Origin of the sequence: Kriegella aquimaris (genome assembly GCF_900103215.1) — a bacterium.
Taxonomy (GTDB): domain Bacteria; phylum Bacteroidota; class Bacteroidia; order Flavobacteriales; family Flavobacteriaceae; genus Kriegella; species Kriegella aquimaris.
Window position 1 is genome coordinate 75,945 of sequence record NZ_FNGV01000004.1, and the last position, 22,892, is coordinate 98,836.

Sequence of the window (22,892 nt, forward strand, 5' to 3'; positions counted from 1 at the left end):
TCCTGACACGTTTAGTGTCTTATTTTTTCAATATTAATTTGTCAATCTCGTCTACAATTTGACTGGTGGCATGTGGCATGGCCATGCGTTTTATATTTTCTCCCAGTTGAGACTGCTTTTCCTTTGATTCGTACAATTCTTTAAAAACTTTTTCGAATTGGTCTTCAAGATCCTTTTCCTTCAACATCAAAGCGGCATCTTCGACCAATAAAGCCTCTGCATTTTTAGTCTGATGGTCTTCGGCCACATTGGGCGATGGTATAAAGACCACAGGCTTACCGACAATACACAATTCAGATACTGATCCCGCTCCGGCCCTTGATATGATGATATCGGCAGCAGAATAGGCATAATTCATATTATTCAAAAAATCGAATACTTTTACATCTTCCGATTCATACTTTTTATATTCTTCAAAATAGAGCTTACCACATTGCCAAATCAGCTGGGCGCCCAACGCTTTAAAAAAAGGCAATTGCTGTTCGATCAATTGATTGACCCGCCTAGCCCCAAGACTTCCCCCCAACACTAATATGATAGGATTATCGTTTTTCAACTTGAAAAAATCGATGGCCACACTTTGATCACTATTCGTTTCGACAAGATCACCGCGCACAGGGTTACCCGTCTTTACGATTTTTTCCAAAGGAAAAAATCGCTCCATACCATCATAGGCTACACAGATTTTTGCAACCTTGTTTTTTAATAACTTATTGGTTATCCCGGCAAAAGAATTCTGCTCTTGCAATACGCAAGGAATACCCCTACCAGAAGCCACTTTTAAAAGCGGACCACTAGCAAACCCCCCGGTGCCCACAACGGCATCAGGTTTAAACTTTGTCACTATTTTACCCGCTTTCAACAAACTACTTATCAGTTTAAAAGGAAACATCAAATTTTTAAGGGTTAGTTTCCGTTGTAACCCCGAAATCCACAAACCTTCGATTCGATAACCTGCTTGGGGAACTTTTTCCATCTCCATGCGGTCAGCAGCACCAACGAACAAAAATTCGGCATCCGGATGCCTTCTTTTCAATTCGTTCGCAATGGCAATGGCTGGGTAAATATGCCCCCCAGTACCGCCTCCTGATAGTATAAATCTATAATTGCCCACTCAACACTTCTAAAGGGTTCGTATCATCAATTTTCGATCTGCTTTTTTTCTTCACCTCTTCTTTTACACTTGCACTCAAAATAATTCCGATCGCCAGACAGGTCATCCAGCTAGAGGTTCCTCCCCTACTGATTAGAGGCAATGTTTGCCCCGTTACAGGAAAAAGCTCAACCGCCACTGCCATATTTATCAAGGCTTGAAATACAATCGGAAGTCCGACCCCAAGCACCAATAACTTTCCAAAAATCGTTTGATTGCCATTGGCGACCACTACGATGCGAAACAATAATAGCAGGTAAAAGAACATTAAGGTGAAACCACCTATGAGTCCGTATTCTTCGATAATAATGGCATAGATAAAGTCAGAATAACTCTCTGGCAAAAAGTTCTTCTGTATACTTTTTCCGGCACCTTTACCCACGATACCCCCGGTTGCAATCGCAATTTTCGCCTTCTCTATCTGATAATCCGCTTCGGTATCGGCGGGGTTTCTAAAATTTTCTATCCTACTCATCCAGGTATCAACACGGTTCGGGAAAATATCCGGTACCGCCTTGGCCAAAAGAACGAAGAGGGTAAGGCATAAAATTCCGCTACCTACGATACCCAACAAATATTTGATCGGATAACCTCCTAAAAAACACAACATCAAAACCATCGAAAAAATGATAGCGGCCGTTGACAAGTTGGCCGGCAATATCAGGATGACCACAAGAAATACGGGCAACCACAGCGGAAGGATACTCTCTGAGAAAGTAATGGTCTTATCTTTAATTTTGGTCAAATATCTCGCCACATATACCATCAATACGACCGAAGCCAAATTGGAGGTTTGAAATTTTATACCTACCAACGGTAACTGGATCCATCTACTCGCATTCGCCCCTTCATTTGTTGTGCCCTGCGCCAAGGTAAAGCCCAACAATACCAACACAATTGGCAATGCGATCAACGATAACCCTTTAAAAAAATGAGTCGGAATACGGTGAACTCCATAAATAATTCCGAAGCCCAGAATCAGCAACATGGCATGTTTGACCAAATGCCCCATAGTGGTACCAGTGCCGACAACATATTCTAAATTGCTGCTGGCACTGTAAACCGGTAAAAATGAAAAAAGGGCCAAAAGGGCCACTACGGCCCAAATAGCTTTATCTCCTTTTATATTTTCAAATACTGTTCTCACTTACAGGTTTTTGATAGCTTCTTTAAATTGGTTTCCCCGATCTTCATAATTTTCGAAAAGATCAAAGCTGGCACAGGCCGGCGACAACAAAACTGTATCACCACGCTCCGCAATCTTATAGGCCACTTTAACAGCTTCATCCATAGCAAAAGTTTCTACCATAAGATCCACCACATTACCAAATGCATCTTTTATCTTGGAATTGTCAAGCCCCAAACAAACAATAGCCTTTACCTTTTCTCTCACCAACGGCATCAACGTCTTATAATCGTTGCCTTTATCAGTACCCCCTACGATCCAAACTGTAGGCGAACTCATGCTATCAAGTGCATAATACGTAGCATTGATATTGGTAGCCTTTGAATCGTTGATATACTGAACATGATGAATTTTAAGTACTTTTTCCAATCGATGTGGTGCTCCCTGAAAATTCTCGATGCAATTTCGAATCGTCTCTTTTCGTATGCTCACCAATTTGGCAGCAGTAGATGCAGCCATAGTATTCTTAAGATTGTGTTTCCCTTCCAATGCCAGAGTGTTCGATTTCATTGTAATTTTTTTGTTTTGAGTGTTAATTTGTATGTCTTCATTTTCAATATATGCGCCTTCTTCCACTATTTTTTCTATGGAAAAAGGCAATTCTTTGGATTTGACCGGATGACTCTTTAACCAAGCTACCAAGACCTCATCATCAGCATCATAAATCAAATAATCTTCGGACGTTTGATTTTCAACTATGCGAAACTTCGATGCGATATAATTGTCAAACGTGTAGGAATATCGATCCAAATGATCAGGAGTGATATTCGTGATTATCGCAATATGTGGCCTAAACTTTTCAATACCATCCAGTTGAAAACTACTGATTTCCAATACGTAGTAATCAAAATCATTCTCAGCTACCATTTGTGCGAAGCTATCTCCAATGTTTCCCGCCATACCCACGTGTAATCCGCCATCTTTCAATAGCTGATATACAAGCATCGTAGTAGTGGTCTTTCCATTACTACCGGTTATTCCAATTATGGTGGCGTCGGTATATTGTGCCGCAAATTCGATTTCCGAAATAACAGCGATGCCTTTTTCACGCAACTTTATCACCAGCGGGACCGTATCCGGTATCCCCGGACTCTTCATCACCACATCAGCGTTCAGGATAAGCCCCTCCGTATGTTGGTTTTCTTCCCAATCAATCCCAAAATTTTTAAGAACGTCTTTATATTTCTGCTGAATCGGACCATTATCCGACACGAACACATCATATCCCTTTTTCTTCGCCAAAATAGCAGTGCCTACACCGCTTTCACCTCCACCCAACGCCACCAATCTCTTCATCGTTATCGTACTTTTAAAGTAACTATGGTTACAATGGCCAATAGAATTCCAATAATCCAAAAACGGGTCACTATCTTACTTTCGTGATATCCTTTTTTCTGATAATGATGATGAAGCGGCGCCATTAAAAAAATGCGTTTTCCTTCACCGAATTTTCGTTTGGTATACTTAAAATAGCTTACCTGCATCATCACAGAGAGTGATTCGGCAAAGAAGATTCCGCAGAGTACGGGAATCAATAATTCTTTACGAATAATAATGGCAATTACAGCTATAATACCACCTATGGTCAGACTTCCCGTATCACCCATAAAAACTTGGGCAGGAAAGGCATTGTACCACAAGAATCCTACTAGGGCGCCAAGAAATGCCGTGATGAACACCACGAGCTCGCCGGCCAAGGGTATAAACATGATATCTAGGTAGTTGGAGAAAATATAATTACCCGAAACCCAAGTAAAAACACCTAGTGTAAAGACAATTATGGCCGAGGTTCCGGCGGCCAGTCCGTCGATACCATCCGTAAGATTGGCCCCATTAGACACCGCAGTAACAATTAAGATAACAACGGGAATAAAAATCAACCAAGCATATTTTTCAGCTTCCCCTCCGGCCCAAGTAATAAAACTACTATAGTCGAATTCATTGTTCTTAAAAAAAGGTACCGTTGTCATCGTCGATTTAATTTCTTTCCCCTCTACTTTCTCGACTGTAAACGATTCAGTAATTATCGTACGGCCCTCTTCCTTCATGGTCACATCGGGATGAAAATACAGCACGGAACCAACGAAGAGTCCTAAAATGACCTGACCCATTATCTTGAACCGTCCTTTAAGGCCCTTTTTATTCTTTTTAAAAATTTTGATATAGTCGTCTGCAAAGCCGATCAACCCCATCCAAATCGTAGTAACAATCAATAAAATCACATAGATATTATCTAACCAACGCGCAAATAGCAAAACAGGAATCAAGGTTGACATTATAATAATCAACCCTCCCATCGTAGGGGTACCGGCCTTTTGCTTTTGTCCCTCAAGACCTAAATCACGAATGGATTCCCCAATTTGTTTGCGCTGTAGAAAAAGGATTACCCGTTTTCCATATGCCGTAGCTATGACCAACGCAAAAAGAATCGCCATAGCTGCCCTAAAGGTGATAAACTGAAAAAGTCCAGCCCCAGGCAATTGGTATTCTTTTTCCAAAAAATCAAACAGGTAATACAACATTTTTGTGGTGTGTTATTTAGTTTTCTTATTTGTTCAAGTCTTTCAACACATTGGTTACAATCTTGAAATCGTCAAAATCAATGCGTACGCCATTGGTTTCCTGGTAGGTCTCATGACCTTTTCCGGCAACCAGAATAATATCATTGGCCGATGCCAATTGACAGGCCGTTTTTATTGCCTGCTCCCGATTTTCTATCGATAAAATTTTTCTTGTATTTTGAGGATCGACCCCTTTTTCCATTTCTTCAATTATGGTCGCCGGGGATTCAGAACGTGGGTTGTCAGAGGTGAAAATGATTTTGTCACTCATTTCAGAAGCGATTGAGCCCATCACCGGGCGCTTCGACCTGTCTCTGTCGCCACCACACCCCACAACGGTAATGACGTTTTCATTTCCAGTTCGCAATGACTTGATAGTTTCAAGAACATTTTTTAGCGCATCCGGCGTATGGGCATAATCAACAATAGCCGTGATTTTCTCTTTGGAAATATAGTATTGAAACCGCCCATCGACATTCTCAAGTTCGCTCATTAGACGTAAAGTCTCCAACTTCTCCAATCCCAATAAATCGGCTGTCGCATAAATAGACAGCATATTGTAGGCATTAAAATGCCCGATTAACTTAGACCACAGTTCATTGTCATCGATTTTCAGTAGCTGCCCATCAAATTGATTTTCTAAGATTTGGGCCCTGTAGTTGGCAAATGTCCGTAGGGCATATGTATACTTTTTGGCCTTTGTATTCTGCAACATTACGAGACCGTTTTTATCATCGATATTGGTGAGTGCAAAAGCTTTTTTCGAAAGATTGTCGAAAAGTTTTTTCTTTGTATCCCGATATTCGGCAAACGTTTTATGGTAGTCTAAATGATCGTGGGAGAGATTGGTGAATACAGCCCCTTCAAATACCAGGCCGTCCGTTCTTTTTTGGGCAATACCGTGAGAGCTTACCTCCATAAAACAAAATTCGACCCCTTCATCGCTCATCATGCCCAAATGTTCATTAATGGTTAGAGCGTCGGGAGTGGTATGACTGGTATTGTATTCTTTATTGTCAACCATAATCTTAATGGTGGAAATCAACCCCACCTTATAGCCCGCTTTCTTGAATAGCTGATATAAAAGACTGGTGACGGTAGTTTTGCCATTAGTACCCGTCACTCCTACAAGCTTTAAGTTTTTTGATGGATTCCCATAAAAGTTAGATGCCATAATAGCCAATGCCGTATTGCAATTATTAACTTCTAAATAAGTGACACCATTGATTATTTGTTCAGGCAATTCTTCGCAAACAATTGCCCTTGCCCCCAAATTAATAGCTTTCTCAATGTATTGATGCCCATCAGTGATAGTACCCCTGATAGCTACAAATACATCATCAAGACGCACCTTTCTCGAATCGAAACAGATGGAATTTACCATAACGGTAGTTGTACCGCTTACCGCAGTAAGTCCCACTCCATATAATATGTCTTTGAGTAACTTCATGACAGTTCCAATACAATTTTCTTAACTTGTTTTAAATCGGTTCCTTGGGAGATGGATTGTCGCTTTACGCTTCCATTGCCCCTGACCTCTACTTCCAAACCTAGATTTTCCAATATGGAAATGGCGTCCATACCACTCATACCCTTTACATTGGGAACCTTGTTGTACTTTTTCTGTGCTTCGGCATAATATTTTTGATAGGAACGCTCCGTGGCTTTGTCTTTCGTATCTCTCATGTCAACCTCATCGACCAATGGCGAGGTAGCATAAATTTTTTGAGCTATGGATTTAAAGACCGGACCTGAAACGTCGGCTCCATAAAATCCCACATTTCGATCTGGCTCATGAATGACCACAATACAAGAATATTTGGGTTCATCGGCCGGAAAATAACCTGCAAATGTGGAAATGTACTGGAGCTTATCGGGATCTTTGGAAACGTAGTTTTTCTGGGCCGTTCCCGTTTTTCCTGCCATTGAAAAATTTGGTGAATACAATCGATGCCCCGTACCCCATGGTTGCTCTACTACATTTTTCAACAAAGCCTTCATTTGCACGGCCGTTTCCTTTGAACAGATAGCCGGATTCATCACTTCTTTGCTAAACTTTTGAATGGTAGTATTTAGTTCCTTTACTTCTTTTATCAATCTAGGCTTCACCATTTCACCATCATTGGCAATCGCATTGTAAAACGTGAGCGTTTGTAAAGGAGTCAAGGAAACTTCGTAACCATGTGACATCCATGCCAACGATATACCCGACCAACCTTTATCGCCCGGATATCGGATGACCGGTTTGCCTTCGCCCTTTACGGGAAGACCCAATTCTTTATGTAGCCCCATGCTCATCAACCGATTCACAAAGCGCTCTGGGTTATCCTTATAATTGTTATGGATCATTTTGGCAAATGCCGTATTCGAGGAAACTTCGAAAGCTTTTGCCGCGGTAATTTTTCCGTACCCACCATGTTTTGAATCACGCACCGTATTCTTATAAATGCGCCAAGTTCCTTTTTCGGTATCAAAAACAGTACTGGTATCGATGACCTTATCCTCCAAGGCCGCCACCATACTCATCAATTTAAAGGTAGAACCCGGCTCATGCGATTCTCCAATAGCATAATTCAAACGCTCATAATATTTGCCCTCGGGCGTTCTACCTAAATTGGAAATAGCCTTGACTTCCCCCGTCTTGGTTTCCATAACAATGACACAACCGTGGTCTGCCTTATATTTTTCAAGTTGTGCCAATAGGCCGTGATGGGCAATGTCTTGGATATTGATATCGATGGTCGAAATAACATCGTACCCATCTTTAGGTTCTACAATATTGTCAAGCCCAATGGGTTTCCACTGGCCGTTGGCAATTTTTTGTTTTAACCGTTTCCCCTCAACACCTCTCAGATACTCCCCAAAAGCACCCTCAAGCCCCACGCGGGTATAGTAGCCGTTTTCATCAACACGTTCATAACCCACACTACGCTCTGCAATCTTGCCTAATGGATGCTCACGAACAGTTTTCTGATCAACGATGAGCCCGCCTTTGTAAGGCCCTTTATTAAACAGCGGAAAATCTTTGACCGCCATATACTCGGAATAGTCAAGATTGCGGGCAACCAGGGCATATCGGTTTTTGTTCGTTTTCGCTTTTCGTAATAACTGCTGATAATGCGATGAAGATTTTCCCAACAATTTGGAAAGGGCCTCCGATAGCGGCTTAATATTCTCTTTAAAGTTGCGATCGCTTACCGTTACCGCATCAAAACGAATTGTATAACGCGACACCGAAGTAGCCAACAAACTGCCATCGTCGGAAATCAAATCGCCACGGTTAGGTTCTATGGTGAACATTCTTTCCGTTCTTTTTAGAGCCAACTTTTGGTATTTCTCCCCATCGATCAACTGAATGCTCACCAATTTGAACAATACCGCAGCCGCAAACAAAAAAAGGAAGCCTGCTACGACATATAATCGGGTCAATATGTTTTTGTCCGTTACGGCCATTCAATTATTCCTTTTCGGATGATTTTACCATTATTTTTTTTGGTGGGGTCTCTGAAGGATACAATCCCCGAACCTCAAGTGATTGTGCAATTTTTGATTCCAACTTCAAACGCTGAACGCTCGATCGTACATCTACAAATTCACTTCTCAATTCCTTTATCGTTTCGTTCAATGCCGCGATTTGATGTACTTTTCTATCGGCACTATGGGAACTGCCAATCATAACCGTAGCCAGAAAGGAAGCAAATATGATGAACAACCAATTTTTTGGTGCATCGCCACTGACCAAAAACTTTCCTTTTAATATGTCTAATAATCCGTTTCTCACTATTACTTTTTTCATCAAATTCGTTCGGCAATTCGCAACTTTGCACTACGTGCCCTATTGTTCAAAGCTATTTCCCCTTTCGACGGAACGATTAGCGGTCCTACTTTTTTAAAAGGAACATCAATATTTCCGTAAAAATCCTTTTCCGGTTCCCCTTCAAACTGACCTGCTCTGATAAAGCGCTTTACCAATCGATCTTCCAAGGAGTGGTAACTGATAATACTTAATCGGCCTCCTTCATCCAATAAATCAGGAGTTTGCCCTAAAAACTCTTTAATAACCTGAATCTCTTGATTGACCTCGATACGTATGGCCTGATAAATCTGTGCCAGTATCTTATGCTCCCTCCCTTTTGGAAGAAATTGGCGCAGCACTTCTTTCAAACGATCTGTTGTTCGTATCGGCGCTAGCTCTCGCTGCTCTAAAATCGTTTTCGCCATGGCGTTCGCATTTCGCAAATCACCATACTGAAACAAGACCCGACGCAAATCATCATATGTATAATCATTGACCACGTCGTTGGCAGATATTGCATTGCGCTGACTCATTCGCATATCGAGATCTGCATCGAAACGGGTCGAAAACCCACGTTCCGCCTTGTCAAACTGATGCGAGGAAACACCGAAATCTGCCAGTATCGCATCTACCTTCCGAATACCATAGAACTTTAAAAACTGCGTGATATACCGAAAATTCTCATTGATCAAAGTAAACCGTTCATCATTAATCGTATTGTCTAGCGCGTCTTCATCTTGATCAAAAGCGAACAGTTTTCCGTTACTGCCCAAATACTTGAGTATTTCCTTTGAATGTCCGCCTCCACCGAAGGTAACATCTACATACACCCCATCTTCCTTGATGGCCAGCCCTTTGACGGACTCTTGGAGCAATACCGGATTATGATACATCGTCCCCATCATCACCCATTACCTCTTCGGCCAAGGCCGCAAAATCTTCCGCAGTCTCGTCCAACACGTTTTCATAACTATCTTTATCCCAGATTTCCACAATGTTTATTGCCGAACTCAAAACCACTTCCTTTGAAATTCCAGCGATAGAAACCAAATTTTTAGGAATCAACAGTCTTCCTGTCGAATCGATTTCAACAACCTTCACCCCTGCCGAAAAACGGCGAATAAAATCGTTGTTCTTTTTCACAAAGCGATTTTTCTTATTCATTTTCTCCATTAACAGATTCCACTCCGCCATAGGGTATAATTCCAAACACGGTTGAAAAACCGATCGCTTGATTACAAAACCATCGTTCAATATGGGCGACATCTGATTTTTTAGGGCAACAGGGAGCATTACCCTACCTTTGGTATCTGCCTTACAATCATATGTTCCAATGAAATTGATCACGTAACTGACTGGTTTTTCTTTTAATAACTCAAATATATCAATTTTATTACCACTATTTACCACAAATTACCACATTGTTAATAAATTCCGTCCGTTTTGGAGTCAAAACACCCATTTCCGTCGTTGAACAACTGTGATTAGTTCGTAAATGCATTTACCATATGTAGGAAAACTTCGTCGATATTTTGACGCAACTTTGAGAGCGTACTGTTGTGTAATAAGTAAATGCCTATATTTGTCAATGAAGACCAGAAGTATTTTGAATGGAAAAACAGATTATTACCGAAGGAAAATTTAGGTATATCGAGATTGGGGAGGGTACTCCCATTATTATTTTACATGGTCTTATGGGCGGGTTGAGCAACTTTCAAGGCGTAACCGATCATTTCCCAAAAAAGGGATACAAGATATTGATTCCCGAGCTCCCTATCTATTCCCTACCCATGTTAAAGACGAATGTAAAGCAGTTCGCAAAGTTTTTAGAGCGATTTATCGAATTCAAAGGACTAAACGATGTCATTCTTTTGGGCAATTCACTCGGTGGCCATATCGGACTTTTACATACCAAATTATACCCCGAAATGGTACGGGCCTTGGTGATTACTGGAAGTTCAGGACTTTATGAAAGTGCCATGGGTGACGGGTATCCCAGACGTGGGGATTATGAATTTATCAAAAAGAAAGCGGAAAATGTTTTCTATGATCCCGCTATTGCTACAAAAGAAATAGTAGACGAAGTTTTTGCAACGGTCAACGACCGTAACAAAATTGTAAAAACACTTGCAATTGCCAAGAGCGCCATTCGCCATAACATGTCAAAAGACCTACCAAAAATGCGCACGCCTACGTGTATCATTTGGGGTGAGAATGATAGTGTGACACCGCCTGATGTAGCTAAATTGTTTCACGAATTGCTTCCTGATTCAGAACTGTTTTGGATTAAGGAATGTGGGCACGCCCCAATGATGGAACATCCTGAGGAATTCAATCAGGTCTTGGATGCCTGGTTGGAAAAACGTGGGTTTTAACACTTAAATAACGAAAAATCAAAAGACCACAGTTGACCACTCCCCTTTTCAAATCGGGATAGCTCAAACAAAGAGACCTAATTGATTTCTTACGCCTATTGGCGAGCCTGTGGTATACACAGTTACAAAAAAATCACCTATGTGCGCCTGCACTTTTAAATACAAATAGTGAAAATCAAAACCGCCAACTTTGTAATAAGTAATACGGATGTGGACAAATGCCCCAATGAACCCTTGCCGGAATATGCATTTATAGGGCGTTCAAATGTGGGTAAATCATCGTTGATCAACATGTTGACCGAACGGAAAAGCTTGGCCAAGACTTCTGGCAGACCAGGAAAGACGCAACTCATTAATCATTTTAAAATCAACGCCAACTGGTTCTTAGTCGATTTACCTGGCTACGGCTATGCCCGCACCTCTAAAAAAGATAAACGAACTTTTCAGAAATACATTACCAATTATTTTTTGAAGCGTGAACAGTTGCTCTGTGCATTTATTCTAGTCGACATTCGCCATGAACCCCAAAAGATTGACCTTGAATTTATGGAATGGATGGGTGAAAACGGTATTCCGTTCAGCATCATATTTACAAAAGCGGACAAATTAAAACCAAAAGTTATAGAACGTCAGGTCGGCGAGTATATTCAAAAACTTTTGGATGGTATGTGGGAAGAAGCACCTCCGTATTTTATAACTTCTTCAACACACGGCGCTGGTCGAGACGAGGTATTGAACTATATTGACACTATCAATTTGGGCTTTTTTGAGCAACAAAAAAAATAGAGAACTAACCCTTTACGACTGAGATTCCATCTTTGATAAACGGTTTTGCAGCAAGGCAATCAATTCCTCTAACTTGCCCAAACCATTCAATTCCTCTGTTGATACAAGGAGTTGTAGTTCGTCTTTTTCTTCGTACAATATCACAGGAAATGTAAACTTGTGGCCAAATTTGGAGGCATACAGTTTTTCAAACTCGTCTTTGTGTAAAAATTCCATTTCAGTTGCGCTGCCTTCTCGAAAAGACTTCCATAACTTATGCTCTCGAAATACACCATGGGTAAGGTCGCAAAGGCTGCATTCATAGGTACTAGGGCTTATCAGTTTGTGGGCAATATCCATTACACCATTACGAAGGCCCGAGTTCGCATTGTAGATAAAAATCAATCTTTTTGGTTTTCCGTTTTTCATAATAATTGCAAAATAGTACATTTAAGCTTTGTAGTTAGTCTGTAACCCAGAGCCTATCTTACAATTAATAGCATTTACATTCAATTTATCTAGCCAAAATGAAAAAAACTGTATCGTTTCTATGTCTATGCCTAGTGCTTATCGGATGTGCAGAAAATAAGAAAGATAAGATTGCCGAACGCATTCCGCCGGTAATAGCACCCTTTACCGGTCTCGATACATTGTCAGTCAACGATTGGTGGAATCGTAGTGACAACCCCATCGTTAATTTAAAAGTAGATAGAGACAGTGTGGTCGCATTTGGCCTTTACACCGTATCGAACCAGACCTTAAAATTAAGCGCCCAGCTATATCCGCTTTACCCTGAGGAAACTCGAGAAGTACGTCTGGAAATCGAGAAAAATGGCACCTGGCAAGAGGTGCAACGGCAAAAGGTCAACGATCTGGGATGGTCGGCCCTCTTTCGAATAGAAAATTGGGATGACACCCAAAATGTCAAATACCGAATCTTGCATGGCGAAAAAGCAAGTTTTGCAGGATTGATCAGAAAAAATCCGAAAGAAAAGAATGAAATACGATTGGCGGCATTGTCATGTAACTCGAATCAAGATCGAGGTCTTCGTGAGAATTATGTGCGCAATATTAACTTTCAAGACCCCGACCTCATGTTTTTTGCCGGTGACCAATCGTACGACCATACCGAGCACACAGCGGCTTGGCTCAAATTTGGCCTACAATTCAAAGAGACCTTTAGAAACCGTCCTGCTATTTCAATTCCTGATGATCATGATATAGGTCAAGGCAATCTTTGGGGCGAAAATGGAAAAAAATCTATAGAAAAAGGTTCCAACGATGGTGGGTACACCTATCACCCAGAATACGTTAAAATGGTGGAACGCTGTCAGACGGCGAATTTACCGGACCCATTTGACCCTACACCGGTGGAACAAGGTATCGGCGTCTATTATACCAACCTTGAGCTAGGAGGAATCGATTTTGCAATTCTTGAAGACCGAAAATTCAAATCTGGGCCGAACGGTAAAATTCCCCAACAAGGGCCGCGCCCCGACCATATTCGTAATCCTGATTACGATCCGGCATCAATTGATCTACCGGGACTAAAACTTTTAGGGGATCGCCAACTGTCCTTTTTAGAAACTTGGGGCGATACCAATTCCGATGCACTTAAAGTTGTACTCTCCCAAACAGGTTTTTGCGGTGGAGCCCACATACATGGTCAAAAGGAAAATCGCCTGCATGCCGATCTCGATTCGAACGGCTGGCCCCAGACCGGGCGCAACAAGGCCCTGACGCTTATCAAAAAAGCAGGAGCGGTTCATATTGCGGGCGACCAACATTTGGCCACGGTAATCAAACAAGGAATTAATACTTTCGGAGACGGACCTTGGTCATTTATCGTACCTGCCATTGTTAATGATTATTACAGCCGTTGGTGGTGGCCCGAAGATGAAAAAGCAGGACCACATCCGAATAAAAACACCACCTTGCCCTGGACGGGGGATTATCTGGACGGCTTTAACAATAAAATTACCATGATGGCCTATGTCAACCCTGAAAGTCCGTCAAAAGGTGGAGGCTACGGATTGATACGGTTTAGCAAAAAAACAAAAGAAGCTACTTTCGAATGTTGGCCTAGAAATATCGATGTAACAAAAGAAGGTGCCAAGCAATTCGAAGGCTGGCCGATAACGGTAAATATGGAGTAAATTTAGATATTCCAAACTTTAGCATGACCCCTTGTTTTTAAGGCAAATGAGACTTTATTGCGCACCTGCCCTCTATTTTTAGTGCTAGGCACCGGTCATATCATGCCCTAACTACAACAGAAATATTCGTTTCATAGGTAGAAAAAGTCAATTTAAGCGAAAATCAAAACTCTTGCTGACACAAGGCTGTCACCCCTACCCTTTATATTTGGCTCAGTAATCATTAGTACATAAAGCAACCCGATATGAAGCACGAATGGCGGAAAAAGGAAAAGAAGCTATATCTACCCAAAAACAGACCCGAACTTATTGATGTTCCAGAACAACAATTTCTGACTATTGAAGGCGAAGGCAACCCCAATGATACTATATTTCAAGAATATATAGGCGTTTTGTACGCTTTGTCATATGCCATAAAAATGACATTAAAAAGGGGAAGCGAAGTGCCAGGTTATTATGACTATACGGTTTACCCGCTAGAAGGTATTTGGGATATTACCGAAGAGGCCAAGAAACGATTCAAGGGGACCATCGATAGAAATAGTCTGATCTTTAAATTAATGATTCGTCAACCCGACTTTGTCAATGAATTTATTATCGAAGAAATAAGGGCATTCACAAAGAAAAAGAAACCTGATACCCTCCTAGAGGAAGTCAAGTTCGAAAAAATAGCCGATGGCCACTGTGTTCAAATGATGCATCTCGGCAGCTACGACAACGAAGCCGAAAGCTTTGAAACCATGGAAACTTTCGCGGAAAAAGAAAATCTTCTTAGAACCTCAAAAGTACATCGTGAAATTTACCTTTCCGATTTTAGAAAAGTGGCACCCGAAAAGTTAAAGACGGTTTTAAGGTTCAAAGTCACCAATAGCTAAGGTTGACCCCTGATTTGGAACTATAAATTGAAAAAATACAGATATATTCTATATAGTAAGTTAAACTAACTATATTTGTATAGACACTATTGTCATAACTTAAAAATTACCGAAATGAAAAAAGCAACATTTTATCATGCCGGCTGCCCCGTTTGTGTAAATGCCGAACAAGAACTGCTAAATCTGGTCGATACCTCAAAGGTGAACCTTGAAGTCGTTCATTTAGGTGAACATGCTAACCGAATCCCCGGTGCAGAAGACGCCGGGGTCAAATCCGTACCGGCCTTGGTACTCGACAATGGAAGCGTACTGCATATAAACCATGGGGCCACCATGGCCCAAGTCAAAGGCTAATTTTTTACCTCAAATGGTTAGGTTAACTAATCATTTGAGGTTATTTTTGATTTATGAATACTTTTGACCCCAACTATCAAAGTAAGAATATCGAGGGTAAAATCGTTGTTGCCCTAGAGCGTATTTCAAAGGCGTTTAGGGTATTGTTATGGCAAGAAGGAAAAGCAAATGCCCTCACTCCTTTACAGCTACAATTACTACTGTTCTTGAAATTTCATTCTCCCCATAAATGCAAGGTTAACTATTTGGCAAAAGAGTTCAATGTGACCAAGGCCACCATCAGTGAAACCGTTCGTCTTTTAAGTAAGAAGGCCTATATTTTCAAAGAAACGGACCCCATAGATACCCGAAGTTATTCAATCTATTTAACGGATAAAGGCAAACAAATTGTTACTAAAACCAGTTCGTTTGCCGGGGCCATTGAAAAACCTATCCATACTTTTACCGAAAGTCAGAAAGAGGTGCTATTCCAAAGTTTACTGGAACTTATCGAAAAATTGAACAAAGCGGGTATTATTACCGTTCAACGCATGTGTTTCTCGTGTCGGTTCTATCAATCGGACGAAAAACAAGACTACTGCCGACTATTGCAAAAACCACTCCGCACCAATGATATACGCATCGATTGCCCTGAGCATGAGACAGCGGTTTGAGCCGCTGCATGAACCTCCTGCTATTTATCAGCAAGTCGTTCTGATCATTATTAGTTCAACATAAAATACTGTATCAGAACCATTTGTGCCAGTTTTTGAATCAATTGTGCGATTTTCCTTCTGCGAAATCCGTATATTTATACTATTCCCCTTTCCGTTGAATCAAAAATCTTATTTTAAAATTTTAAGCCATGCCAATTTATATGGATTCACATATCGTTCCGGGTGTTGAGGCCAAACATGTCGCGGGGGCACATAAGAAAGATTTGGGCATACAAGATCAGTTCGGTTGCCGCAACATGACCTATTGGGTCGATGAGGATAGAGGAAGGGTCTTTTGTTTGATCGATGCCCCGAACGAAGAGGCGGTTCGCCAAATGCATGATCACGCTCACGGGATGGTACCTCATGAAATCATACCGGTAAACGGCAAGGTGGTAGAAGCCTTTTTAGGAAGAATAGCAGATCCCGAAACCTATTTTGATCCTAGTGAGCCGGGTCTTAAAATATTCAACGATCCTGCCTTCAGGGTCATTTTATCGATTAAGACCAAAGATGTAAGATTGCTGCTTCATAATCTGGGAAAAAAAAGAACCAAACAGTTATTCTCACTCTATTACGAAACGGTAAGGGAACAAGTACAAAAACACGAAGGCAGTGAAGTGGAAATGAAAGGAGAAGTCTTTGTTCTTTCATTTACATCGGTATCACTTGCTGTTGATTGTGCCATAGCCATTCAGAAAGCCCTACACGTGGCCACTGAGCTCATTGACCTGCGAATGGGTCTCCATGCTGGCCTTCCAGTAGATCAAAGCAATACCATATTCGGAAAAACAGTGCAATTCGCGCAATACCTCTGCACCCTTGATCATAAAAATCAAATCATAATGTCTTCCATAGTGAGTGAACTTTATAAACCAGATTTACGAAAGAACGAGAACATACAAGACAATATAAAAAGGCTTAGCGCATCGGAAGAAAAATCATTGGAACACATTATTCATATCCTTGATGAAAATTGGCAGAAGCCTGAATTTGGAATCCAAGACTTTTGCCAAAAGCTTTCCATAAGTAAATCACAGCTCTACCGAAAATGTACGGGGGTAACCGACAAATCGCCCAATGCCCTTTTACGCGAATATCGATTGTTAAAATCTTTGGAATTGTTGGGGAAAGAAGGGCAGAATGTTTCCCAGACCACTTTTGATGCAGGATTTAGCAGCCCCTCCTATTTTATAAAATGTTTTCAGAAACGCTTTGGCCTGCTTCCGTTGAAATATGCCAAATTACAAACATAATAGTTTAAACGAGTTCTATAAAAAAGATAAGATTATGCCGCTATATATGGACATACACAAGGTCGATTCCGACGATTTTACAGTTGAAGATGTGATAAAGGCACATATGGAAGATATGGCAGTACAAGAAAAATTTGGCGTGATACAAAGGAAATATTGGGTCAACGAACCCGATAAAATGGTGTTTTGCCTGATGGAAGGCCCCAATAAGGAAGCCTGTCACAAAACACATGAAGAATCGCATGGTATGACGGCCTGTAATATTATCGAGGTCTCCGATGATGAATACAACCTGTTTATGGCCAGGGGCAGTACCGAAGAAAACGATCTGGCTTATAAATTGGACGGAGAACTTGATTCGGGCTTTCGCACCATCATGCTTGTGAGCACATCGGATCTATGCGGCAAATACGGACACTATATTAAGGAAATACATAGATTGCTAAAGCAGTATAACGGAGTCATCGTACTTCAGCCGAACGATGAAATCATGGCCTCGTTCCTTTTGGCATCCGACGCTATTCTATGCGCCTTGGCCATCGCCAAACTTTTGAAGTCGATACCCGATAATTTTGAATATCGGCTGGCCTTGGTCAGTGGAAATCCCGTGGACCAGAACGGCACGGACCTGTTCGAAGACACCAAACAAAAAGTAAAGATATTGTGCCAGATCGGTCTGAGTAAGGTCATCTATCTCGATGCCACCACTAAAGCCCTTTCAAGCAAAGAATCCAACACTCCCAAAGTAAATCACAGTGACCTTAAAATAGTAGGGAACCATGATTTTTCTTTTTGCGAAAAGTTATCCGACATTCTGAACGGAGGTTTGAGCGATCCTAATTTTAAAAGCGAGGATCTAGGCAGACAATTAGGTTTGAGCAAGGCACAGACCTATAGAAAGATTACGGCCTTAACCGGTATGTCGCCCAACACTTTGATTCGGGAACTTCGATTGCGAAAATCGCTCAAGGCCCTAAAAACCAATCATAAAACCGTGGCCGAAATAGCTTATGACTTAGGATTTAACAGCCCAACGTATTTTACGAGGGTATTTCGGAATAGGTATGAGGTATTACCAACTTCATTCGCTAAACTAAACGCTTCGTAAGAAAAATATAGCTTATGCCACTTTTTATGGACATACATGTTGTCGAAGACAATGCCTTTAATGAAATAGCTGCGCAGGTAGGGCATCATAAAGATATTGCGGTGCAGCACAGATTTGGAGTGAAACATATAAAATATTTCTTGAATCTCCCTGAGAGAAAGGTTTTTTGCCTTATGGAGGCTCCCGATAAAGAAGCCTGTATAGACAACCATTTGGCGGCACACGGAATAGGCGCCTGCAACGTAATAGAAGTTTCCAACGAAATCGATTTTAAGGCATTTTTAGGTGAAGGGAGTAAAGACGAAAAAGATATGGCCCTCACTAAAAATGGGGGAATCGATACGGGTTACCGTACCTTGATGATGATTTCCCTAGTTGATTTCACGGAAGATTATGGACGTCATATACCTATTGAAGAAGTTTATCAGTTGGTAGAAAAACACCACGGAAACATTATTAACCTACCCAGCGATAAAATCATGGCGTCTTTTGTGAATGCGTCCGATGCTATTTCCTGTTGTATGGCATCGTTCAGTTTGTTGGAATTCAATCCGAGAAACATTGATTATACTATAGCACTGGTTACCGGTAAACCTGTAGATGAGGTTGGTTCGGACTTCTTCGGTGAAGCCAAAGAACGTCTACAGACCCTTTGCCAAATTGGTCTTAGCAATTCGATTTATATCGATGCCGCCACAAGAGCCCTTGCCAAAGGAGAACCCGAAACCAGTGGTAACGGTAAAACCAAAATTTTGTTTGTATCGGAAAACGATTTTTCGCTATATACGGCCTTGTGGAAAATTCTCGACGAGCAGATTACGGATCCCGATTTTAAGAGCGAATACCTCAATAATGGGTTAGGCCTTAGCAAAGCACAGGCCTATCGAAAGATAAAGGCCTTGACGGGCATGTCGCCGAATACGCTGATCCGTGAAATACGATTACGCCGATCTCTAAGTGCCTTGAAAAAGAATAGTAAAACCGTTGCCGAGATAGCATACGAACTAGGCTTTAACAGCCCAACCTATTTTACACGGGTTTTTCGGAATCGGTACGAGGTACTCCCAACCTCATTTGCCAAACTTCATAGCGCATGATGTTTAAGTAAAAATAGAACTATGCCGTTATACGTAGACCTTCATCATATCCATTCCGATTACTTCTCGGAAGAAGATGCATTTAAGGCCCACATGAAAGATCTTAATGTGCAAGATCAGTTTGGCGTGACCCACAAAAAATACTGGATTAATTTTGATCAAAAGACCATGTTCTGCCTAGTGGATGGGCCAAACAAAGAGGCATGCAACGCAGCCCATCAAATGGCACACTTAGATCAGGCTTGCAACATTATAATAGAGGTATCGGACAATGAATTTATTTCATTTTTGGGTATAGGTAAAAAGAACGAAAATGATATGGCCCTTACCCTTTCGAACGAAATTGATAGCGGGTATCGTACCATAATGCTGGTACGCATATGTAATCTTTCCACGGAGCAGAATTATACGGGTATGGTATATGGGCTTGTTGAACAGTACGATGGCAAGGTCGTGCCACAACCCAATGACCGGATTATGGTTTCCTTTATTCATGCGTCCAATGCGATAGCGTGTGTTACGGAAATACGCAAAAGATTAAAACCAATCTCCGATAATCTAGATTTAACTATGGCCTTGGTCACTGGAAAACCGGTTGATGATCATAGTGCGGTTCTTTTTGAAGAAGCCAAGAAAAAAGTGGAAACCTTGTGCCAACTAGGCCATGACGGAGCAATATATATTGACAGCGAATCAAAAGCCTTGTCGCGACAGGAACCCAATCTACCAGAAACGAAGGATAATTATATTAAAATAGTGAACTCTAGAGATTATGCCTTGTTCGAATCATTATTGCAAATTTTTGACGATCGTTTAAAGCATCCTGATTTCAAAAGTGAACATCTTGGCCAGGAATTAGGCCTAAGTAAGGCACAAACCTATCGAAAGATAAAGGCATTGACCGAAATGTCTCCCAATGAACTAATTCGAGAAGTGCGGTTGCGACGCTCTTTAAACGCCCTAAAAAACAATAACAAAACAGTAGCGGAAATAGCATACGATCTAGGCTTTAATAGTCCAACTTATTTTACCCGGGTTTTCCGAAAAAGATTCGGAGTGCTACCAACTTCCTTTGCCAAGCTCTCAAATTTCCACAGTTTATAGCGATTTGCCAAGATGATTCATTTGTTTCATCATTTGAGCCAAAAAGTACAGCCATGGTTAAAATGTTCGAACCTTTGAAACAAAACTTACATTTTTCCTACATTTTCCATCGTAACTTTACTGTATTAATTTAGATAAGCTCGGTAGTTCTCCCAGTTGATTCTCCCCTAAAAAATCCGGAATATGGAGGTGGACACATTATGTCCGCAGAGGACTTACTGTGCTAAATTTTGACACCGCAGTCCGCTAAAAAAGGAACAGAAACAACATTGAAACGGCTAAACAACACCGATGTATCCTAGGTGCTGAAAAGTTGTTCGGCTCAAAGTAAAACTTATTCTAAATGAAATGCTTGTAGAAATCGACGAAAATTTAAAAAATTCATGACCAGGTTTTTACGAAAAAAATGACAATGCAACTGCCTTAATCATCGATTAGGCCAAATTCGAAGAACGCGTTCAAATAAATATTAATCTTTAAAATTATACTATCATGAAAAAGCTAATAATCGGCATATTTTTTCTGAGCCTTGCCAGTCTAGTTTACCCACAAGATCCATGCAGGGAATCGAGAGAAGTTGTACTCGAGGGCGTTACGATATCGCCAATAAACATCGACTACCTAAACAAAGTAATAGACAATACAACAGCCAAGCGCGTGTTCGACCTACAAGCCCAAGCGGCCTCGTTCAATCTTTTGAATTCACGCTATTTCAAGGGAAAGGGCGGATTATATTGGGTTACGTTCAAACAACATGGTGGGCTGATTTTCACCACTTTTGATGACAAAGGAAAAATACTCCGCTCAAACGAATCGTTCAAGGACATTCTTTTTCCGAAGGCCATTTTAAAGTCAATCTACCGAGCGCACCCGGGCTGGACCATGAGTAGCAATGAATATTTGGTTTCCTATTCCCATGGCAAAGATGTAAAAAAGTCCTATAAAGTGCTGCTTTCGAAAGGTAATCTTAAAAAGAGAATACTGATAAATCCCGTAGGCGACCTCTTGGCACTTATCGATTGAGCAATTCTAATCTGCCCTATCCATCCCATTGGATAGGGTGGGTTAAACCCATGAACCATTTGTTTCATCATTTGGACCAAAAAGTACAACCGTGGTTCAAAAGTGCGAACCTTTGAAACAAAACTTACATTTTTCCCGCATCTCACATCCTAACTTTACTGTATTAAAATCAGACAACCTCACGGGGCCGTCTGTTTGATTTCCCCCACGATAATTTCGAATATGAAAGCGGACATGCTATGTCCGCAAGGGTGTTAGTGTGTAAAATTTTGAAAGTACAGTCCAACAAAAAAGGAAAAGAGCCAAAATGGAAACTGCAAAACGACATCGATGTATCCTAAATGCCAAGAGGCTTATTGGAAAGCTTTCAGTTGCCTTTTTGCTATTGCTAATGCTTGCCTTCATATTATTATGGATAGGTTTTCAAGGCCTTTCCCAACCAAATGGATACGATGACCCCGCTATGGATATCTATACCATGAGTTATGATGTTTCACAGTTGGACGATTCCGAAGAGAGCAAAATAATAAAACTAGGTTACGAAGTGTTCCGTAATACATCAAAGTATATCGGTCCGGCCAACACGGATAAAAATATGGCGTATGCCGGAAACAATTTATCATGTACCAATTGCCATTTATGGTCCGGCACAAAACCTTATGCAGCCCCATTGATCGGTATCAAACAACGGTTTCCTCAGTTCAGGGGTAGGGAGAATAAAGTCGGCACCATTGAGGAACGTATCAATGGGTGTATGGAACGCAGTATGAATGGCCGCATGTTTCCACCAAATGCTCAGGAAATGAAGGTTTTGGTCGCCTATCTAAATTGGTTGAGTCGATTTGCTCCCGAAGACGGGAAAATCAAAGGGCAGGGCCTAATGAAAATTGAGATTCCAGACAGGGCCGTCGATTTGGAAAAGGGCAAACTACATTTTGAAACACATTGTGTCTTGTGTCATGGAAAAAACGGCCAAGGGAAGATATCAATAACGGGCAGTTTTTATGAATATCCACCTCTTTGGGGTAATGACTCGTATAACAATGGCGCAGGAATGACTCGAGTAATTACGGCTGCGCAATTCATAAAGGGCAATATGCCTTATGGAACGACCTATGACAGTCCCGTTTTGACCGATGAAGAGGCCTATGATGTGGCAGGTTTCATAAACCAAAAACCACGGCCAGAAAAAACAAATCTAGCCAAAGATTTCCCTGACTTAATAAAAAAACCCGTCTCATCGCCGTATCCACCATATGCCGATACTTTTTCAGTAACACAACATCAATTGGGTCCTTTTAAGCCCATTATGGAATACTATAAAACAGCGTATAATATTGATAAATCAAAATAGCTAAGTATGAAATAAGCCATAACGATTCTTTGTG

General features: G+C 41.1%; 22 protein-coding genes. 12 read left to right on the forward strand and 10 right to left on the reverse strand.

Translation table 11 applies throughout. From position 1 onward, the window contains the following. Positions 1–19: 19 nt before the first annotated feature. Genes murG through mraZ form a run of 9 tightly spaced genes read right to left on the reverse strand, consistent with a single transcriptional unit; the run spans position 20 to position 10,043 of the window. The gene (gene murG / locus BLS33_RS10445) at positions 20–1,114 is read right to left on the reverse strand and encodes an undecaprenyldiphospho-muramoylpentapeptide beta-N-acetylglucosaminyltransferase (protein WP_089888355.1); all 1,095 of its coding nucleotides are present in this window, start codon (positions 1,112–1,114) and stop codon (positions 20–22) included. Then, the gene (locus BLS33_RS10450) at positions 1,101–2,300 is read right to left on the reverse strand and encodes an FtsW/RodA/SpoVE family cell cycle protein (RefSeq protein WP_089888358.1); all 1,200 of its coding nucleotides are present in this window, start codon (positions 2,298–2,300) and stop codon (positions 1,101–1,103) included. Before BLS33_RS10450 ends, murG begins: the two co-directional genes overlap by 14 nt. Continuing rightward, positions 2,301–3,635: a UDP-N-acetylmuramoyl-L-alanine--D-glutamate ligase gene (gene murD / locus BLS33_RS10455; RefSeq protein WP_089888361.1), complete on the reverse strand. Its 1,335-nt coding sequence runs from the start codon at positions 3,633–3,635 to the stop codon at positions 2,301–2,303. 2 nt (positions 3,636–3,637) lie between these two features. After that, entirely contained in the window at positions 3,638–4,861 is a 1,224-nt protein-coding gene (gene mraY, locus BLS33_RS10460) for a phospho-N-acetylmuramoyl-pentapeptide-transferase (protein ID WP_089888363.1), read from the reverse strand. 25 nt (positions 4,862–4,886) lie between these two features. Then, positions 4,887–6,350, reverse strand: coding sequence for a UDP-N-acetylmuramoyl-L-alanyl-D-glutamate--2,6-diaminopimelate ligase (locus BLS33_RS10465; RefSeq protein WP_089888366.1), 1,464 nt, complete (start codon positions 6,348–6,350; stop codon positions 4,887–4,889). After that, positions 6,347–8,353 (reverse strand): penicillin-binding protein, encoded by a 2,007-nt coding sequence (locus BLS33_RS10470; protein ID WP_089888368.1) that lies wholly within the window; start codon positions 8,351–8,353, stop codon positions 6,347–6,349. The genes BLS33_RS10465 and BLS33_RS10470 overlap by 4 nt, the downstream gene beginning before the upstream one ends. 4 nt (positions 8,354–8,357) lie before the next feature. Then, positions 8,358–8,681, reverse strand: coding sequence for an FtsL-like putative cell division protein (locus BLS33_RS10475; RefSeq protein ID WP_089888867.1), 324 nt, complete (start codon positions 8,679–8,681; stop codon positions 8,358–8,360). 14 nt (positions 8,682–8,695) lie between these two features. After that, a complete protein-coding gene (gene rsmH / locus BLS33_RS10480; RefSeq protein WP_176801376.1) occupies positions 8,696–9,598 on the reverse strand; it encodes a 16S rRNA (cytosine(1402)-N(4))-methyltransferase RsmH in 903 nt (300 codons plus the stop codon). Continuing rightward, the gene (gene mraZ, locus BLS33_RS10485) at positions 9,579–10,043 is read right to left on the reverse strand and encodes a division/cell wall cluster transcriptional repressor MraZ (RefSeq protein ID WP_089888871.1); all 465 of its coding nucleotides are present in this window, start codon (positions 10,041–10,043) and stop codon (positions 9,579–9,581) included. Before mraZ ends, rsmH begins: the two co-directional genes overlap by 20 nt. 263 nt (positions 10,044–10,306) lie before the next feature. On the opposite strand from mraZ, the gene BLS33_RS10490 reads away from it, so the two are divergent. Both BLS33_RS10490 and yihA read left to right on the forward strand, forming a co-directional pair. Next, a complete protein-coding gene (locus BLS33_RS10490) occupies positions 10,307–11,071 on the forward strand; it encodes an alpha/beta fold hydrolase (protein WP_089888373.1) in 765 nt (254 codons plus the stop codon). 168 nt (positions 11,072–11,239) lie between these two features. Further along, complete coding sequence (yihA, locus tag BLS33_RS10495; protein ID WP_089888375.1) at positions 11,240–11,857, forward strand: ribosome biogenesis GTP-binding protein YihA/YsxC; 618 nt, start codon at positions 11,240–11,242, stop codon at positions 11,855–11,857. Positions 11,858–11,869: 12 nt separating this feature from the next. On the opposite strand, the gene BLS33_RS10500 is transcribed toward yihA, so the two are convergent. Next, a complete protein-coding gene (locus BLS33_RS10500) occupies positions 11,870–12,265 on the reverse strand; it encodes a GTPase (protein WP_089888377.1) in 396 nt (131 codons plus the stop codon). A 98-nt stretch (positions 12,266–12,363) separates the two neighbouring features. On the opposite strand from BLS33_RS10500, the gene BLS33_RS10505 reads away from it, so the two are divergent. From BLS33_RS10505 to BLS33_RS10550, 10 genes are all read left to right on the forward strand, one after another. Beyond that, positions 12,364–13,992, forward strand: a complete 1,629-nt coding sequence (locus BLS33_RS10505) for a metallophosphoesterase family protein (protein WP_089888380.1) — start codon at positions 12,364–12,366, stop codon at positions 13,990–13,992. A 245-nt stretch (positions 13,993–14,237) separates the two neighbouring features. Beyond that, positions 14,238–14,867 (forward strand): GyrI-like domain-containing protein, encoded by a 630-nt coding sequence (locus BLS33_RS10510; protein ID WP_089888382.1) that lies wholly within the window; start codon positions 14,238–14,240, stop codon positions 14,865–14,867. A 114-nt stretch (positions 14,868–14,981) separates the two neighbouring features. Beyond that, on the forward strand, positions 14,982–15,221 hold the full coding sequence (locus BLS33_RS10515) for a thioredoxin domain-containing protein (protein ID WP_089888384.1): 240 nt from the start codon (positions 14,982–14,984) through the stop codon (positions 15,219–15,221). 53 nt (positions 15,222–15,274) lie between these two features. Further along, a complete protein-coding gene (locus BLS33_RS10520) occupies positions 15,275–15,874 on the forward strand; it encodes a MarR family winged helix-turn-helix transcriptional regulator (protein WP_089888387.1) in 600 nt (199 codons plus the stop codon). Positions 15,875–16,065: 191 nt separating this feature from the next. Next, positions 16,066–17,172, forward strand: coding sequence for a nickel-binding protein (locus BLS33_RS10525; RefSeq protein WP_089888389.1), 1,107 nt, complete (start codon positions 16,066–16,068; stop codon positions 17,170–17,172). Next, positions 17,153–18,280 (forward strand): nickel-binding protein, encoded by a 1,128-nt coding sequence (locus tag BLS33_RS24840; RefSeq protein ID WP_176801370.1) that lies wholly within the window; start codon positions 17,153–17,155, stop codon positions 18,278–18,280. The genes BLS33_RS10525 and BLS33_RS24840 overlap by 20 nt, the downstream gene beginning before the upstream one ends. A gap of 14 nt (positions 18,281–18,294) precedes the next feature. Further along, positions 18,295–19,377, forward strand: coding sequence for a nickel-binding protein (locus tag BLS33_RS10535; protein WP_089888391.1), 1,083 nt, complete (start codon positions 18,295–18,297; stop codon positions 19,375–19,377). A 21-nt stretch (positions 19,378–19,398) separates the two neighbouring features. Next, positions 19,399–20,481, forward strand: coding sequence for a nickel-binding protein (locus BLS33_RS10540; RefSeq protein WP_089888393.1), 1,083 nt, complete (start codon positions 19,399–19,401; stop codon positions 20,479–20,481). Positions 20,482–20,973: 492 nt separating this feature from the next. Further along, positions 20,974–21,504, forward strand: coding sequence for a hypothetical protein (locus tag BLS33_RS10545; RefSeq protein ID WP_089888396.1), 531 nt, complete (start codon positions 20,974–20,976; stop codon positions 21,502–21,504). 307 nt (positions 21,505–21,811) lie between these two features. Beyond that, on the forward strand, positions 21,812–22,858 hold the full coding sequence (locus BLS33_RS10550; protein ID WP_245731384.1) for a c-type cytochrome: 1,047 nt from the start codon (positions 21,812–21,814) through the stop codon (positions 22,856–22,858). Positions 22,859–22,892 lie beyond the last annotated feature (34 nt).

What these genes read in the sequence shown, in the direction of transcription:
- murD (WP_089888361.1), bottom strand. Translation starts at nt 3,635, where the DNA reads ATGAAGAGATTGGTGGCGTTGGGTGGAGGTGAAAGCGGTGTAGGCACT.
- BLS33_RS10500 (WP_089888377.1), bottom strand. Translation starts at nt 12,265, where the DNA reads ATGAAAAACGGAAAACCAAAAAGATTGATTTTTATCTACAATGCGAAC.
- BLS33_RS10545 (WP_089888396.1), top strand. Translation starts at nt 20,974, where the DNA reads ATGAAAAAGCTAATAATCGGCATATTTTTTCTGAGCCTTGCCAGTCTA.
- rsmH (WP_176801376.1), bottom strand. Translation starts at nt 9,598, where the DNA reads ATGGGGACGATGTATCATAATCCGGTATTGCTCCAAGAGTCCGTCAAA.
- BLS33_RS10510 (WP_089888382.1), top strand. Translation starts at nt 14,238, where the DNA reads ATGAAGCACGAATGGCGGAAAAAGGAAAAGAAGCTATATCTACCCAAA.
- BLS33_RS10550 (WP_245731384.1), top strand. Translation starts at nt 21,812, where the DNA reads ATGGAAACTGCAAAACGACATCGATGTATCCTAAATGCCAAGAGGCTT.
- BLS33_RS10525 (WP_089888389.1), top strand. Translation starts at nt 16,066, where the DNA reads ATGCCAATTTATATGGATTCACATATCGTTCCGGGTGTTGAGGCCAAA.
- BLS33_RS10515 (WP_089888384.1), top strand. Translation starts at nt 14,982, where the DNA reads ATGAAAAAAGCAACATTTTATCATGCCGGCTGCCCCGTTTGTGTAAAT.
- BLS33_RS10490 (WP_089888373.1), top strand. Translation starts at nt 10,307, where the DNA reads ATGGAAAAACAGATTATTACCGAAGGAAAATTTAGGTATATCGAGATT.
- BLS33_RS10520 (WP_089888387.1), top strand. Translation starts at nt 15,275, where the DNA reads ATGAATACTTTTGACCCCAACTATCAAAGTAAGAATATCGAGGGTAAA.
- BLS33_RS10470 (WP_089888368.1), bottom strand. Translation starts at nt 8,353, where the DNA reads ATGGCCGTAACGGACAAAAACATATTGACCCGATTATATGTCGTAGCA.
- BLS33_RS10535 (WP_089888391.1), top strand. Translation starts at nt 18,295, where the DNA reads ATGCCACTTTTTATGGACATACATGTTGTCGAAGACAATGCCTTTAAT.
- BLS33_RS10465 (WP_089888366.1), bottom strand. Translation starts at nt 6,350, where the DNA reads ATGAAGTTACTCAAAGACATATTATATGGAGTGGGACTTACTGCGGTA.
- BLS33_RS24840 (WP_176801370.1), top strand. Translation starts at nt 17,153, where the DNA reads ATGCCAAATTACAAACATAATAGTTTAAACGAGTTCTATAAAAAAGAT.
- mraY (WP_089888363.1), bottom strand. Translation starts at nt 4,861, where the DNA reads ATGTTGTATTACCTGTTTGATTTTTTGGAAAAAGAATACCAATTGCCT.
- BLS33_RS10540 (WP_089888393.1), top strand. Translation starts at nt 19,399, where the DNA reads ATGCCGTTATACGTAGACCTTCATCATATCCATTCCGATTACTTCTCG.
- BLS33_RS10505 (WP_089888380.1), top strand. Translation starts at nt 12,364, where the DNA reads ATGAAAAAAACTGTATCGTTTCTATGTCTATGCCTAGTGCTTATCGGA.